Annotated in this window: 11 protein-coding genes; 5 read left to right on the top strand and 6 right to left on the bottom strand. The window is 72.5% G+C overall.

What is annotated here, in order from left to right:
• The first annotated feature begins 136 nt into the window (after positions 1 to 136).
• Positions 137 to 3,715, top strand: a complete 3,579-nt coding sequence (locus CCO02nite_RS06305; protein WP_146842280.1) for a pectate lyase-like domain-containing protein — start codon at positions 137 to 139, stop codon at positions 3,713 to 3,715.
• A 135-nt stretch (positions 3,716 to 3,850) separates the two neighbouring features.
• Here CCO02nite_RS06305 and CCO02nite_RS06300 read toward each other — a convergent pair whose 3' ends face one another.
• Complete coding sequence (locus CCO02nite_RS06300) at positions 3,851 to 6,787, bottom strand: UPF0182 family membrane protein (RefSeq protein WP_146842279.1); 2,937 nt, start codon at positions 6,785 to 6,787, stop codon at positions 3,851 to 3,853.
• Positions 6,788 to 6,909: 122 nt separating this feature from the next.
• Here CCO02nite_RS06300 and CCO02nite_RS06295 point away from each other — a divergent pair, with 122 nt between their 5' ends.
• Entirely contained in the window at positions 6,910 to 7,467 is a 558-nt protein-coding gene (locus CCO02nite_RS06295) for a PPA1309 family protein (RefSeq protein ID WP_246117386.1), read from the top strand.
• A 42-nt stretch (positions 7,468 to 7,509) separates the two neighbouring features.
• On the opposite strand, the gene CCO02nite_RS06290 is transcribed toward CCO02nite_RS06295, so the two are convergent.
• A complete protein-coding gene (locus CCO02nite_RS06290) occupies positions 7,510 to 8,718 on the bottom strand; it encodes a S16 family serine protease (protein WP_246117385.1) in 1,209 nt (402 codons plus the stop codon).
• Between the two features lie 98 nt (positions 8,719 to 8,816).
• Entirely contained in the window at positions 8,817 to 9,851 is a 1,035-nt protein-coding gene (locus CCO02nite_RS06285; protein WP_146842277.1) for an NAD-dependent epimerase/dehydratase family protein, read from the bottom strand.
• Between the two features lie 211 nt (positions 9,852 to 10,062).
• Here CCO02nite_RS06285 and CCO02nite_RS06280 point away from each other — a divergent pair, with 211 nt between their 5' ends.
• Positions 10,063 to 11,388 (top strand): zinc-dependent metalloprotease, encoded by a 1,326-nt coding sequence (locus tag CCO02nite_RS06280; protein WP_146842350.1) that lies wholly within the window; start codon positions 10,063 to 10,065, stop codon positions 11,386 to 11,388.
• A 21-nt stretch (positions 11,389 to 11,409) separates the two neighbouring features.
• Here CCO02nite_RS06280 and CCO02nite_RS06275 read toward each other — a convergent pair whose 3' ends face one another.
• On the bottom strand, positions 11,410 to 12,024 hold the full coding sequence (locus CCO02nite_RS06275; RefSeq protein WP_146842276.1) for a M48 metallopeptidase family protein: 615 nt from the start codon (positions 12,022 to 12,024) through the stop codon (positions 11,410 to 11,412).
• A gap of 164 nt (positions 12,025 to 12,188) precedes the next feature.
• Here CCO02nite_RS06275 and CCO02nite_RS06270 point away from each other — a divergent pair, with 164 nt between their 5' ends.
• Both CCO02nite_RS06270 and CCO02nite_RS06265 read left to right on the top strand, forming a co-directional pair.
• Positions 12,189 to 12,347, top strand: a complete 159-nt coding sequence (locus CCO02nite_RS06270) for a DUF5679 domain-containing protein (protein WP_013883019.1) — start codon at positions 12,189 to 12,191, stop codon at positions 12,345 to 12,347.
• Positions 12,348 to 12,494: 147 nt separating this feature from the next.
• Complete coding sequence (locus tag CCO02nite_RS06265) at positions 12,495 to 13,664, top strand: ThiF family adenylyltransferase (protein WP_146842275.1); 1,170 nt, start codon at positions 12,495 to 12,497, stop codon at positions 13,662 to 13,664.
• Here CCO02nite_RS06265 and CCO02nite_RS06260 read toward each other — a convergent pair.
• Together CCO02nite_RS06260 and CCO02nite_RS15635 are read right to left on the bottom strand one after the other, a co-directional pair.
• Positions 13,589 to 13,936 (bottom strand): WhiB family transcriptional regulator, encoded by a 348-nt coding sequence (locus tag CCO02nite_RS06260; RefSeq protein WP_146842274.1) that lies wholly within the window; start codon positions 13,934 to 13,936, stop codon positions 13,589 to 13,591. The genes CCO02nite_RS06265 and CCO02nite_RS06260 overlap by 76 nt on opposite strands.
• Positions 13,937 to 14,068: 132 nt before the next feature.
• Positions 14,069 to 14,221 carry a hypothetical protein gene (locus tag CCO02nite_RS15635; protein ID WP_186812596.1) on the bottom strand — a complete coding sequence of 51 codons (153 nt, stop codon included), beginning with the start codon at positions 14,219 to 14,221 and terminating at the stop codon, positions 14,069 to 14,071.
• Positions 14,222 to 14,321: the final 100 nt, after the last annotated feature.

Genomic DNA, 14,321 nt, shown 5'->3' with positions numbered 1-14,321 from the left:
TGTCCCAGGCCGTGCGCCCCCTGCGCGACCTGACCTCGTGACCGCCGCTGGTTGACGGTCACCGACGCTCCATCCGCCGCACGACGACGAGCGGCGGCCGTACCGGTCGAGAACGACCGGCCAACCTGGAGGATCGATGTCAGCCCCCTCTGAGTCCCGCACCGCACCACCACCCCGGCAGACACGCCGCTGGAGCCGCGCCGTCGCGGCGTTGACGGTCGTGGCCGTCGCGTCGCTCGGTGCCGTCGCCACCGCCTCGATGGCGAGCGCCGCGGACGTGAACCTTGCCCTCAACAAGACCGCGTGGGCCTCGACCGGCACCGCGAGCGCCGCCTTCGACGGCAACACCAACACCCGCTGGGAGTCGGCCGCCGTCGACGGCTCGTGGATCGAGGTCGACCTCGGCACCGTCTCGAGCATCTCGGGCCTCGACCTGCGCTGGGAGGGCGCCTTCGCCTCCACCTACGCGGTGTTCGCGTCCGACGACCGCACCAGCTGGACGCAGATCTACGCGACCGACGAGGGCCCCGGTGGCGTCGAGTCCGTCGTGCCGCAGGTCGCCGACGCGCACGGCCGCTTCGTCCGCCTCGTCGGCGCGAAGCGCGCCACGCCCTACGGCGTCTCCCTGTGGGAGCTGCAGGTCCTCGGCACCGCGGGCAGCGAGCCCGGCACCGACCCCGGCGAGGACGGCCCGACGCCGACCATCGTGATCCCGCCGCCCGCGCCGGGCACGTGCTCGTTCAACACCGCTGTCGGCACCACGGCCACGGCGTCCTCGGGCAACGCGCAGAACGCGATCGACAACAACCTGGGCACCCGCTGGGAGTCCGCGGCGAACAACGACGAGTGGTTCCAGATCGACCTGCGTCGCGCGATCGACATCTGCGGCTTCAACATCACGTGGGAGGGCGCCTACGCCGACGCGTACACGGTGCAGGTCTCGTCGGACAAGCAGACGTGGACCACGGTGCAGAACGTGACCGCCGGGACCGGCGGCACCGAGAAGCTGCGCCTCGACACCGACACCACCGCGCGCTACGTGCGCTGGAACGGCGTGACGCGGCACACCAACTACGGCTACTCGTTCTTCGAGTTCAAGGTGCTGACGAAGGGTGAGGTCCCGGCGGTCCCCGAGCTGGAGCTCCCGACGACCGAGCTGTTCGGCCCCAACGTCTTCGTCCTCGACCCGTCGATGGACGCGGCCGACCTGCAGGCGTACATCAACAAGATCGACACCCAGCAGGAGCCGAACCAGTTCGGCGACGAGCGCTACCAGTTCCTGCTCAAGCCGGGCGACTACGGCAACCTCGACGCGAAGATCGGCTTCTACACCTCGGTCTCGGGCCTCGGCGCCAAGCCGGACGACGTCAAGATCGGCAAGCTGACGGTCGACGCGCTGTGGTTCAGCGGCAACGGCACGCAGAACTTCTGGCGCTCGGTCGAGAACCTCTCGACCACGGGCACCTCGATGTGGGCCGTCGCCCAGGCGGCGCCCATGCGTCGCGTGCACATCGGCGGCAACCTCGAGCTCCACACGTCGTGGTGGGGCTGGACCTCGGGCGGCTACATCGCCGACTCGAAGATCGACGGGATCCTGCCGTCGTACACGCAGCAGCAGTGGTACACGCGTGACAGCGAGTTCACCGGCTTCGCCGGCCCGCTGTGGAACAACGTGTTCTCGGGCAGCACCGGCGTGGTCGCGACCGACGACGGCCTGACCAACCAGGTCACGGACGCCGACTTCCCGACCGGCGCGACCACGTGGCTCGACACCACGGGCACCGTGGCGGAGAAGCCGTTCCTGTACCTCGACGGCACCGACTACAAGGTCTTCGTCCCGGCGCTGCGCAACGGCACCACGGGCGTGACCTGGGACGGCGAGGACGAGGCGGGCGAGTCCCTGCCGCTCTCGGACTTCTTCATCGTCAAGGAGGGCGCGACCGCCGCGCAGATCAACGCGCAGCTCGACGCCGGCAAGAACCTGCTGTTCACACCGGGTGTCTACTCGGTCGACGAGACCATCCAGATCGACCGTCCCGACACGGTCGTCCTCGGCCTCGGCCTCGCGACGCTGCGCCCGGTGGGCGGGGTCGACGCGATGCACACCGCGGACGTCGACGGCGTTCGCATCGCCGGTCTGCTCTTCGACGCCGGTGCCGAGAAGTCGGACACGGTCCTCACGCTCGGCACGGCCGGCTCGGACGCCGACCACGCCGACGACCCGCAGATCGTCCAGGACGTGTTCGTCCGCGTCGGTGGCATCGTCCACGGCAAGGTCGAGGACGCGATCGTCGTGAACGCGGACGACACGATCGTCGACCACATCTGGTCGTGGCGTGCCGACCACGGAGAGGGTGTCGAGTGGGGCCCCGACGGCAACTACGCCGGCCAGGGCTTCGTCGTGAACGGTGACGACGTCAGCGCCTACGGCCTGTTCGTCGAGCACTACGAGAAGTACAACGTGCTCTGGAACGGCGAGCGCGGGCGCACCCTGTTCTTCCAGAACGAGCTCGCGTACGACGTCCCGGACATCGACTCCTGGATCGCGCCGAACGGCGCGAAGGGCTACGCGGCGTACAAGGTGGCCGACGGCGTCAAGGAGCACGAGGCCTGGGGTCTGGGTTCGTACTCCAACTTCACGGAGGACGACGACGCACCGGTGCAGATCCAGGTCGACAACGCCTACGAGGTGCCGTCCGACTCGGCGGGCATCAAGATGCACCACCTGTCCACCGTGTCGCTCGGCGGTCAGGGCATCTACAGCCACGTGATCAACGGCGTCGGCCCGCAGGCCGGCGGCAACGGCACGGAGACCAAGCCCTCGACGGTCACGCTCTACCAGGGTGTCGACGTCGTCCTGCGCACCCCCACGGTGGCCGCGACGTGGCCCGGCAAGCAGTACCTCGGCACGGGTCGCACGGTCACCGTGACGGTCTCTGCCACGGGCGCGACGCCGACCGGCACGGTCGAGATCCGGGAGGGCGCGACCCTGCGTGCCTCCGCGGCGCTCGATGCGTCCGGTGTCGCACGGGTGGCGCTGCCGGGCTCGCTGAGCGTCGGCGTGCACCAGCTCACCGTCGCCTACCTGGGTGACGCGCAGACCGAGGCGAAGAGCCTGGCCACGCACGCCCTCCAGGTCGGCAAGGCCACGCCGCTGATCACCGCCACCGCCGGTCCGGTCCGGCACGGCGTCGGCGGCACCATCACGGCCAACGTCGGCACGACGGCGGGTCCGGTCACGACCGGTCGCGTCAAGCTGATCAACACGCGCACCGGAGGCGTCCGCTACGCGAACGTCACCGACGGCGCGGTGACCTTCACGCTGGGCAAGGACTACCCCGCGGGCATCACGACGTTCCGCGTCCGGTACCTCGGCTCGCCGACGAACCGGCCGGTCTCGACCGTGCTGACCATCGACGTCAAGCGTGCGAAGTCCACGACGACGGGCAAGCTTACGGGTCAGACCGCGAGCGCGAACGCCGTCGTCACCGGCCGGGTCACCGCGCCGGGGACCACGCCCACGGGCAAGGTGACCGCTCGCGTCGTCTCCTCCACGGGCAAGATCGTCTCGAGCCGTTCGAGCAACCTCGTGGGACGCGCATACAGCGTGACCCTCGCGCGGCTCGCACCCGGTACCTACACGGTGCGGGTCTCCTACGGCGGGTCGGAGTCGACCAACCCGTCCGGGACGGTGCTGACGCTCGTCGTGCGTTGACACCACCCGCCGGTCGTTGACCGGTGACTGACGGAGGGGCCCCGGCCATCGGCCGGGGCCCCTCTCGTCGCTCCTACGGGTGCCGCTGCGACACTCGCTGCCACGGGCGCCGTTGCGACGCCCGCGCCGGTGGCGCTACAGCCGGGACTCCGCGTCGAGCGCCGCCTTGATCGCGGCGTCGAGCCGGGCCTGGGCCTCGCCGTACGCGGCGAAGTCGCCCTTCGCGAGCGCCGCCTGGCCGTCCTGGATCGCCTGGTTGGCGTCCTGCAGCGCGTTCTCGAGGTCGGCACGCGCCTCGGGGTCGCCCGGTTCCTCGCCGGGCTCCTCGTCGGGCGGCGTCTCGTCGGGCGGCGTCTCGTCGGGCGGGGTCTCGCCCGTGTCGACGCCGGAGTCGCCGCCGAACACCTGGTCGAGCGCCTCGTCGAGCGTCGGCGCGAGGCCGACCTCGTCGCCGAACGCGACCAGGACCCGCTGCAGGAGCGGGAACGACGCGGAGCCCGTGGCCGCCTGCAGGTACACCGGCTGCACGTAGAGCAGACCGCCACCGACCGGCAGCGTGAGCAGGTTGCCGCGGACGATGTCCGCTCCGCCGCGCCCCAGCAGCGTGGACATCTCGGCGACGTCCGGGTCGGTCGTGAAGTTGTTGTTCACCTGGCCCGGTCCGGGCACGGTCGAGTCGCGTGGCAGCTCGAGGAGCCGCAGCGTGCCGTACCCCTCGTTCGGCTTGCCGGCGGTGTCCCCCGCGTCCGCGTCGACGGCGAGATAGCCCGTCAGCACGTTGCGCGCGTTCTGGCCGACCGGGATGAACGTCGAGGTCAGCGAGAACGCCGCCGCGTCCTGGTCCGGCATCTTGAGCGTGAGGTAGTACGGCGGCTGCGGGACCGAACCGGGCTTCGTCGGGTCGTCCGGGACGGCCCAGAAGTCGTTGCCGGTGAAGAACTGCTTGGGGTCGGAGACGTGGTAGCGCGCGAGCAGGCTGCGCTGCACCTTGAACAGGTCCTCGGGGTAGCGCACGTGGCTCATCAGGGCGCCCGACATCTCCGAGACGGGGTGCAGCGACGCCGGGTAGATCTCCGACCAGGCCTTGAGCACCGGGTCCTCGTCGTCCCACGCGTACAGCGTGACCGTGCCGTCGTACGCGTCGACGGTCGCCTTGACCGAGTTGCGGATGTAGTTGACGGCCTTGGGCTGCAGCGCCTCGACGACCTCCGACTGCTGCGTGATCGAGTCGACCGTCGCGGACTCGAGCGTGAGCGAAGCCGCGTACGGGTACTGGTTCGACGTCGTGTAGCCGTCGACGATCCAGACGACCTTGCCCTCGACGACAGCCGGGTACACACGCCCGTCGAGCGTCAGGTACGGCGCGACCTTCTCGACGCGCTCGCGGGGGTCGCGGTCGTAGAGGATCTGCGATTCCGTCGTCACGCGGTCGGAGAACAGGATCTGCTCCGAGCCGAACTTGATCGCGTACAGCAGCTTGTTCCAGGGGTTGCCGATGCTCGGCCCCGCCGAGACGTCCTGCGTCGGGAACGTGTTGCTGACCGAACCGCCCGAGGCGTCGTCCGGGTAGTCGAACTCCCACGGCGTCGTGCCCTCGGGCGCGCCGACGATGGAGTACGTCGGCGAGTCCTGGCCGAAGTAGATGCGCGGCTCGTAGTCGCCCATCTCGCCGCGCGACGGGATCCCGGACTCCCAGAAGTCCGGCCGTCCACCGGCGGCGGTCGTGTTGCCGAAGGCCGCGACGACGCCGAACCCGTGCGTGTAGACCGTCGAGTCGTTGGTCCAGTTCCGCTGCGCGGCGTTGAGGCCCGCGAGGTCGAGCTCGCGCGCGGCGATCACCGTGTCGCGGCTCTGGTCGTCCACCTCGTAGCGGTCCACGGACAGCGAGTCCGGGAAGCTGTAGAACGTGCGCACCTGCTCGAGCTGCTTGAACGACGGGCTGACGATCTGCGGGTCGAGCAGACGGACCGACGCGGTGGTCTCCGCGTCCTCGCGGAGCTGGCCCTGCTGGACCGTGACCTCCGCGTCGTACTCGGTCGTCTCGACGGCCGTGAGCCCGTAGGCCTGCCTCGTCGCCGCGATGTTGCGCTCGATGTACTCGGACTCCGCGTCCTGCTGGTTCGGCTGCACCTGGAAGCGCTGCACGATCGCGGGGTAGATCCCCCCGACCGCGATCGCGGCGACGACCATGAGCCCGATCCCGATCAGCGGGAGCCGCCAGTTGCCCCGCACGGCCGTCACGACGAACGTCACCGCGACCACCAGCGCGATCCCGGCCAGGATCGCCTTGGACGGGATCACCGCGTGCACGTCGGTGTAGGCGGCGCCGTCGAACTTCTCGGCGGTCTTGGTGAGGATCGAGTAGCGGTCGAGCCAGTAGCTCGCGGCGACGAGCACCATGAGCACGGCACCGATCACGGCGAGCTGGATCCGTGCCGCCTTCGTCGTGCGCGGCTGGTCGCTGCCCCGCCCGCCGATGCGCACGCCGCCGTACAGGTACTGCGTCGCGAGCGCCGCGATGCCCGCGAGCACCGTCACGGCCATGAGGAACGACACGACGAACCGCAGCAGCGGCAGCGTGAACATGTAGAAGCCCAGGTCGATGCCGTACTGCGGGTCGGACGTGCCGACGTGCTGCGCGTGCATCGACAGCAGCACGGTCCCCCAACGCTGGGACGCCGCGGCACCCGCGAACAGGCCGAGCAGCACGGGCCCGACGATCATCACGAGCCGCCGCAGCGGCTCGATCGCCTCGCGGTACTGGTCCAGGCTCGCCTGCTCGGGCGTCGACGGTGCGTACACGGGCCGTGACGCGTACCCGTACCGCATGCTCGCGCCGACCGCGAGGGCCATCACGAGGAAGCCGAGCACGAACAGGACCACGCGCGCGCCCCAGGTCGTGGTCAGCACGTCGACGAACCCGAGCTCGTCGTACCAGAGCACCTCGGTCCAGACCTGTGCGAGCACGAGGACCGCGACGACGATCACACCCAGCACGACGAGCGTGGGGGCCAAGGCTCCGCGGCGCTTGCGCGGCGGCTGGTTGGTGCGGGGGGTACTCGCGAAGCTCACGTTGTCCTCGTCGTCGTCGGATCAGGTCGTGGGGTCGTCGTCGGCTCGACGGTCGGTCGGCCTGTCACGCGCAGAACGCCCCGGGACAGGCTCAGGTTCCCATATCTGGGACGATGGGCGCCGTGAGCGACCCCGCCGACCACGACTCCCCCGCCCGCGCCGCCCTCGCCGACGCCGTCCGCGAGATCGAGCACCACGTCGCCGCCGCCGGCTGGGACGCGCCCGTGCGGGTGTTCGCGCTCGTGCGCACGTCCGCCGCGCTGGCGGCCGAACCCGACCTCGTGCACCAGCTCACCCCCGCGGTGCTCGTCGCCGCGGCGACGCAGGAGTGGCACCTGACCTCCGTCGAGCAGGAAGGGCTGCCCGCCGCACCCGACCTGGAGTCGCTGCTCGCCGAGATCTCGTGGTCGGCCGCGGTCGACGGCGTCGCGGTCAGCGTCGAGCGGGTCGTGCTGCCGCCCTCCGCCGAGGAGTCGCTGCCCGCCGACCCCGACGAGGCGATCGCCTACCTCATGGCGCACCCGGACCGGCAGGACGTGCGGCTCGTCGTCGGCGTCCTGCGCGCGGGCCCCTCGTGGTGCGCCGTGCGCACGCGCGCGAACGACTCCGACGACCAGGTGGGCGGCGGAGCCGACGTCGTGCCCGGGCTCGTCGAGGCCCTGCGCGCGACGCTCCAGTAGCCCGGGCGTCCCGGTCGGACGGACTCGTCCCGGTCGGACGGGTCAGGAACCCATCGCGGTACAGGTCGGCAGGTCGTCCGCGGTCCCCGCGCCGATCGCCTCGACCGCCTCCCGTGCCTCGTGCAGCGTCGAGATCTGCACCACGCGCAGCCCGTTCGGCACGTGCCCGACGACCTCGCCGCAGTTGGCCACGGGCGCGAGGAACCACGTCGCACCGTCGCGGTGCGCACCGGCCAGCTTCTGGCGGATGCCACCGATCGCGCCGACCGTGCCGAGCGCGTCGATCGTGCCCGTACCCGCCACGACCTTGCCGTTGGCCTCGTCCTGCTCCGTGAGCTTGTCGACGATGCCGAGCGCGAACATCGTGCCCGCGCTCGGGCCGCCGATGTTGCCGGCGTCGATCGTGATGTCGACCGGCATGTCGAACTCGGGGTCCACCAGGATGCCCATCAGCGCGCGGCCGTCCTCGCTCGCGGTCGTCGTGACCGTGACCTGCACGTCCTCGCCCTGGCGGTGCACCGTCGCGACCACGTCGTCGCCCGGCGTCACGCCGTCCATCGTCGTCGTGAGCGACGCGTAGTCCGGCAGCGGCGTCCCGTTGATCGCCGTCAGGACGTCGCCTTCCTCGAACTTCCCCTCGGCGTCCGAGCCGGGGATCGTGCCGGCCACGATGAGCGTCGCGGGCACCTCGTAGCCGAGCTCGGTGAGCGCCGCGACGCTCGCGCTCTCCTGCGAGGAGACCATCTGCTGGTTGTTGGACTGGTCGATCTGGTCCTGCGTCGCGTGCTGCGGGAAGACGAGCTCGGCAGGCTGCGCCACCGACCACGGCGAGAGCCACGCCCGCAGCACGCCGAGCTGCGAGGACGGGAAGCCCGGGCCGCCCGTCGCGGACACCGTCACCAGCCGCAGCTCGCCCGTCGAGTCGTACGTCGTGGCGCCCTCGATCGTGATGAGCGGCGTGCCGTCGACCTCGCCGAGCACGTCCTCCGTCGGGCCGGGGTTGCTCACGGCGTAGGGCACCGGCAGCAGCACCGCGACGGCCAGCAGCACGGCCGCGATCAGCATCGACGCCGAGAGCGTCACCGACCGGTTGCTCACCCGCTCGACGGGCGGCGCACCCTCGTCGGGGTTCGTCGACCCGGTCGATTCGATGGTCGACTCGAACGTCGGCTCGGTCGTCGGCTCGATCGTCGGCTCGATCGTCGGCTCAGTCGTCGGCTCGATCGTCGGCTCGGTGGGCTCGTCGGACACCCGAGCATCATCGCGCACGTTTCCGTGCACCCGCGCCCGCACGGCGCCCACTCACCCAGCCACCCGTCGACCTGCGAAGTCGCCCGCCGGGTCACCCCTCAGCGACGCCGGCCGCGCGCCTGCCGCCAGATCGCCGCGGTCCCGACGAGCGCGACCGCGGCTCCCGCGGCGCCGAGCGCGGCGGCGTCACGCGTCCCGACGCGCCGTCCGGCGACCGCGAGCCTGCCCTGCACGACCTCGAGCAGCACGTCCAGGCAGGCCGCGCTCGACCAGCGCGGTGCAAAACCCGCCGCCGTCAGCCCGTCCGCCGCCACCGTCCACGGGTACACGACGTAGGCGAGCTCACCCGCGGGGGCGGGCAGCACGCCGACCCGGTGCAGCCGTTCGGCGGTGCCGAACGCGGTCGCCGCGGCCAGCTCGACGGTCCGCATGCCGGCCGCGGCCTGCACCTGCGCGGGCGTGAGCACGTCGGGCGCGCCGACGGTCAGGGGGCCGGTGAGCCGATGTTCGACGACGAGCTCGACCGCCGCAGCGACGTCCGCGAGGTGCACGAACTGCCACTCGCGCTCGACGCCGCGCAGCACGAGCAGCCGTGGCGCCTCGAAGTGGCGGGTGACGAAGGTGTCGACGCCAGTCCCGACGAGCGCCGCGGGACGCAGCACCGTCACGAGCGGCGCCCGCCGCCGCGCGGCCCGGGCGACGACCGACTCGACCGCGAGCAGGTGCCCCACGAGACCCTCGTCGGGCGCGTCCGCGCCGCGCAGGAGCGGGTCCGTGTCGTGGATGACCGGGCGGCCGGCCGACGCACCGTGCACGGTCGCCGACGAGATCACGACCACGTGCTCGATCTTCGCCTCGCGCGCGGCCGAGAGCAGCCGCTGCGTGTGCGCGACCGCGGGTGCGTGCGCGTCCTTCCCGCCGCGGGTGGTCGACATCATCAGGCCGGAGTGCGCGGCGAGCACGACGACGCGTGCACCGGCGAATGCCGAGGCGGGATCCTGCGCCGGCACCTCCGGCAGGATGCGTGCCCGCTTGCCCCAGCGGGCCGCGACCGCGGTCGCCACCGGTCCGGCGCCGACGACGACCACCTCGACCGCCGGGCTCCGCCCTGAGCGAACCTGCCTGTCCGGCATGTCGTCCTCCTCGACCGCGTGGCTACGGTGGGACGACCCGGTGGCCGCCACGGTCCATGGTCGCAGCCATGGGTCCAGCCCATCGTCGCAGTTCTTCGTTGCAGTCCTTCGTCGCAGTTCCTCGTTGCAGTTCTTCGTCGCAGGCCGTCGATCAGGAGGCGCCGTGAGCCAGAGCCCCGTACCCGGCCCCGACGTGCCGCCGTGGGAGCAGATGCTGCGCGCGATGCTCGGCGACGGCGCGGACGATGCGATCGCCGAGCTGCGGGCGCGCGGGATCGACCCCGCGACGCTGGGTGGCGCCGGCGACCTGCCGACCGACCCGGCGGCGATCCAGCAGGTCGTCGCGCAGATGCAGAGCCTGTTCGCGGGCGGCGACGACCAGCCCGTGAACTGGCAGATGGCGCACGACCTGGCCCGCCAGCAGGCGTCGGTCGGTGGTGACCCGTCGCTCACGCCGACCCAGGGCCGCCAGGTGCGCGACGCGCTCTCGGTCGCCGAGCTGTGGCTCGACGCCGCGACCGATCTGCCCCCGGCGACCGCACCCGCGCGCGCCTGGAGCCGTGCGGAGTGGGTCGAGGCGACACTTCCCGCGTGGCGCACGCTGACCGAGCCGGTCGCGTCCTCGCTGTCCACGGCGCTGGTCGAAGCGCTCGGTGGTCAGCTCGAGCTCCCGCCCGGGACGATGCTGCCCGGCGGTGTGGAGCCCGGCCAGCTCCTGCGCAGGCTCGGGTCGGCCGTCTTCGGGCTCCAGGTCGGCCAGGCGGCGGGCACGCTCTCGCACGACGTGTTCGGCACCACCGACATCGGCCTGCCGCTGCTCGACGTCCCGGCCCCCGCGCTCGTCGCCGCGAACGTCGAGGAGTTCGCCGAGGGCCTCGACGCCCCGCCCGAGGAGGTCCGGCTCTTCCTCGCGCTGCGCGAGGCCGCCGCGACCCGGCTGTTCACGCACGTCCCGTGGCTGCGCGCGCACCTGCTCGCGACCGTCGAGGCGTACGCGCGCGGCATCACGATCGACGTCGACCAGCTCGAGGAGGCCGTCGGCTCGATCGACCCGACCGACGCCGCCGCGCTGCAGCAGGCGCTCTCCGGCGGTGTCTTCGCACCGCACACCACCGACGAGCAGAAGGCCGCGCTCGAACGCCTCGAGACGGCGCTCGCGCTCGTCGAGGGCTGGGTGGACGAGGTCAGCGCGACCGCGGCGCTGCCGCACCTGCCGCACGGCGTCGCGCTGCGCGAGATGATCCGGCGCCGGCGGGCGGCCGGCGGGCCGGCCGAGCAGACGTTCGCGAACCTCGTCGGCCTCGAGCTGCGCCCGCGCCGGCTGCGCGACGCGGCCGCACTGTGGGCGCAGATCGCGCGCGACGGCGGCACCGCGGCCCGCGACGCCGTGTGGGACCACCCGGACCTGCTGCCGAGCACCGCCGACCTCGACGACCCCGCGGGCTACGCCGCGCGCCGGGCCACCGCCGCAGGCGAGGCGGCCGAGGTGGACCGGGCGCTGGCCGAGATCTTCGGCGAGGAGCCCGACGAGAGCTGATCGGCTCGATCTCGTCGTCGGCTAGGTCTTGTCGTCGGCGGGCACCTGCTCGCCCTCGTCGGACGTGGCACCGTTGTGCCCTTCCCCGTGCCCATCGCCGTGCCCATCCTCGTGCCCGTCCCCGTGCCGTTCCTCGTGCGACGACCACCCCTCGAGGAACCCGCGTGCGCGTTCGGTGCGCGGGTAGGCCTCCAGCTCCGCCCAGAACTGCGGGCCGTGGCCCGAGTGCAGCAGGTGCGTGAGCTCGTGCAGCAGCACGTAGTCCAGGACCCACGGCGGCATGCCACGCACGCGGTCCGAGATGCGGATCGTGCCGTCGGACGGAGTGCACGAACCCCACCGCCGGCCCTGGTTGCTCGACCACCGCACGCTCGTCGGAACCGCGCGTCCGCCCAGGTAGCGGGCCGAGAGCTCGGTCGCACGCGCCGCCAGCTCCTCGTCGGACGGCCGGCGCCGGCGGTCCTGCGCGGCCAGGCGCGTCAGCATCCGGCGGACCCACTCGGCCTCCTGCGCGCGCGTGAAACGCGCCGGGATGGCGACGACCGTGCGCTCCCCTTCCCGCCAGGCGGTGACGGTGCGCACGCGCTTGCGGGACCGCCGGACCTCGACGGTCGAAGGGTCGTGCGTCGGTTGCACACCGGCACGCTAGCGTGCCCGTCCGACACGCCCGTACAACGACGCGTCGGGGGCATGCGTGAGGCGGCACTACGCTGGATGCGCTCGGGCAGGTCACAGCACCGCCCGGCCACCGCCGCCGGAAACACGCGGGGTGGTGCACCGGACAGCCGAAGGAGGACCACATGGCCGAGACGTACGCGGGCGAGTTCTACTGCGTGAAGTGCAAGGAGAAGCGCGAGGCCGAGGGCGACGTCGTCGTCTCCGAGTCGGGCCGCAAGATGGCCAAGGCGATCTGCCCTGTCTGCGGGACGAAGCTGAACCGCATCCTCGGCAAGGCCTGAGCACAGCAGCAGCACTCCAGGGGCGTCGTCCACGCGGACGGCGCCCCTTCGCTGTGCCGTCATCACCACGACGCGCCTGAGCAGGTCCCCGGACCGGCCTGTGGATGACGCGACGCACGTGCGACGCGCACGCGGGACAGTTCCGGGATGCGACTGCGACCAGGGCTCCGGCTGCTCCCGCGCGGTGACGGCGAGGTGCAGGTCGGCGTCGACCCGCGCTGGGCGACCCGACTGACCGATCTGACGGCGCGCGAGGCCGCCGCGCTGCTCGCGCTGCCCGACGGTGCGCACCTCTCGGATCTCGCGCACGACGAGGGCATCGACGTCTCCCGGCTCGCACGGCTCGTCGACGACCTCGACGCCGCCGGCCTCATCGACCGGGCGCCCGACCACGTCCTGACCGGTCCGGGCGCCGCGGACACACGCGTGCTCGGCCTGCTGCGGCCGGACGGGCGCGGCGACCTCGTCGTCGCCGCGCGCTCGGCGAGGACGGTCGGCGTGCACGGGCTGGACCGGACCGGGCTCGCAGTGGCCCTGGGCCTCGCGACGTCCGGCGTCGGGGCTGTCGTGCTCGAGGACGAGGGCGTCGTGCGCTCGGACGACCTCGGCGCGGGCTACCGCTGGTCCGACGTCGGGACGCCGCGCCTCGCGGCCGCCGCGCGGGCGGTGGCCGACGCGGTGCCCAGCGCCCGGGTCGAGACCCGGCTCACGGGGCACGCACCGGACGTCCTCGTGCTCGTCGCCGGCGGAGCTCTCGACTCGGGACGCGCGGCCGCGCTGGTCAGCGCCGCCGCCACGCACCTGCCGGTCGTGATCGGCGAGGTCGACGTCGCGGTCGGCCCGCTCGTCGTGCCCGGGCGAGGGCCGTGCACCCGCTGCCTCGACCTGCACCGTGCCGACGCGGACCCTGCCTGGGCGACCGTCGCGGCCGCGCTCGCCGGTGCCCCGCCCGCACGGCTCGCCCCCACGGGTCCGACGAGCACGGCGGCCGCCTCCGTCGCCACGGCGCTCGTGGTTGCTCACCTGGACGGGCTGGCCGACGCGGGCGCATCCGCGGACCTGCCGACGCCCGGCTCGGGGATCGTGACCTCGTACGCGATCGGGGTCGACGCGCTGGCCAGAGAACGGCGATGGGCGGCGCACCCGTCCTGCGGGTGCGCCGCCCTGTCGGCAGTGCCGGGTCCGATGCCGGGCCCGGAGGCGGGTCCGGAGCCGGGTCCAGAGCTCGGTCCGGATCCGGGTCAGGCTGCCGGGTTCTTGCGCGGCCGGCCCCGGCCACGCTTGGTCGCGACGACCTCGCCGGAGACGAAGACCTGACCGCCCCAGACGCCCCACGGCTCGGCGCGGTCGATCGCGCCGGCGAGGCACTCCGCCACGACCGGGCACGTCCGGCACAGGGCCTTGGCCCGCTCCACGTGGACCGTCTGCTCGGCGAACCAGAGCTCGGGGTCGTGGGAGCGGCACGGGATCAGGTCGTCGACCAGCTCGTCGAGCCGGTCACGGTCCTGCGTGGTCGCGGTGCTGCCGCCGGTGGGCCATCGGCCTGAACCGCACTGGTTCACGGTGTCGAGCAGCGTCGTGAGCCGCACGATGTCCTCCTGGTGTCCTGCTGGGGTGAGCTGTTGCGGTTCGGGGCCGCGGCTCACGCCTCCAGGAGGAGGAACGAGAAAGGCCGCGGACTCCCGAGTGGGACTCCGCGGCCTGGGTGACCTTGGTGAGGTCTAGACCGGTGGAGTCCGAGGGTGGGTCGTCCAGAACGTGTGCCCATAGCCGAAGGAATCGGCGACGGGCAGAGCACGCCCCTGGGAACCGGCGCCGGCGGGCGCGACGAAGCGCGACGGCTTGACGCCGAACGCGTTGGTCATGATCTCCATGCGAACCCACCTCCTTCCGGCTCCGGGCGGCACCTGACGGCGCGCACCCCTCTCAACAGGACTCGCTCACCTTAGGACGCGTCCGCAACGGCCGACAACC

Source organism: Cellulomonas composti (assembly GCF_007990245.1).
Taxonomy (GTDB): Bacteria; Actinomycetota; Actinomycetes; order Actinomycetales; family Cellulomonadaceae; genus Cellulomonas; species Cellulomonas composti.
This window is presented reverse-complemented; position numbering and strand designations above follow the sequence as displayed.

Bases quoted from the DNA above. Each gene is read 5' to 3' on its own strand.
- CCO02nite_RS06305 (WP_146842280.1), top strand. From the start codon at position 137: ATGTCAGCCCCCTCTGAGTCCCGCACCGCACCACCACCCCGGCAGACA.
- CCO02nite_RS06285 (WP_146842277.1), bottom strand. From the start codon at position 9,851: ATGCCGGACAGGCAGGTTCGCTCAGGGCGGAGCCCGGCGGTCGAGGTG.
- CCO02nite_RS06280 (WP_146842350.1), top strand. From the start codon at position 10,063: ATGCTGCGCGCGATGCTCGGCGACGGCGCGGACGATGCGATCGCCGAG.
- CCO02nite_RS06270 (WP_013883019.1), top strand. From the start codon at position 12,189: ATGGCCGAGACGTACGCGGGCGAGTTCTACTGCGTGAAGTGCAAGGAG.
- CCO02nite_RS06265 (WP_146842275.1), top strand. From the start codon at position 12,495: ATGCGACTGCGACCAGGGCTCCGGCTGCTCCCGCGCGGTGACGGCGAG.
- CCO02nite_RS15635 (WP_186812596.1), bottom strand. From the start codon at position 14,221: ATGGAGATCATGACCAACGCGTTCGGCGTCAAGCCGTCGCGCTTCGTC.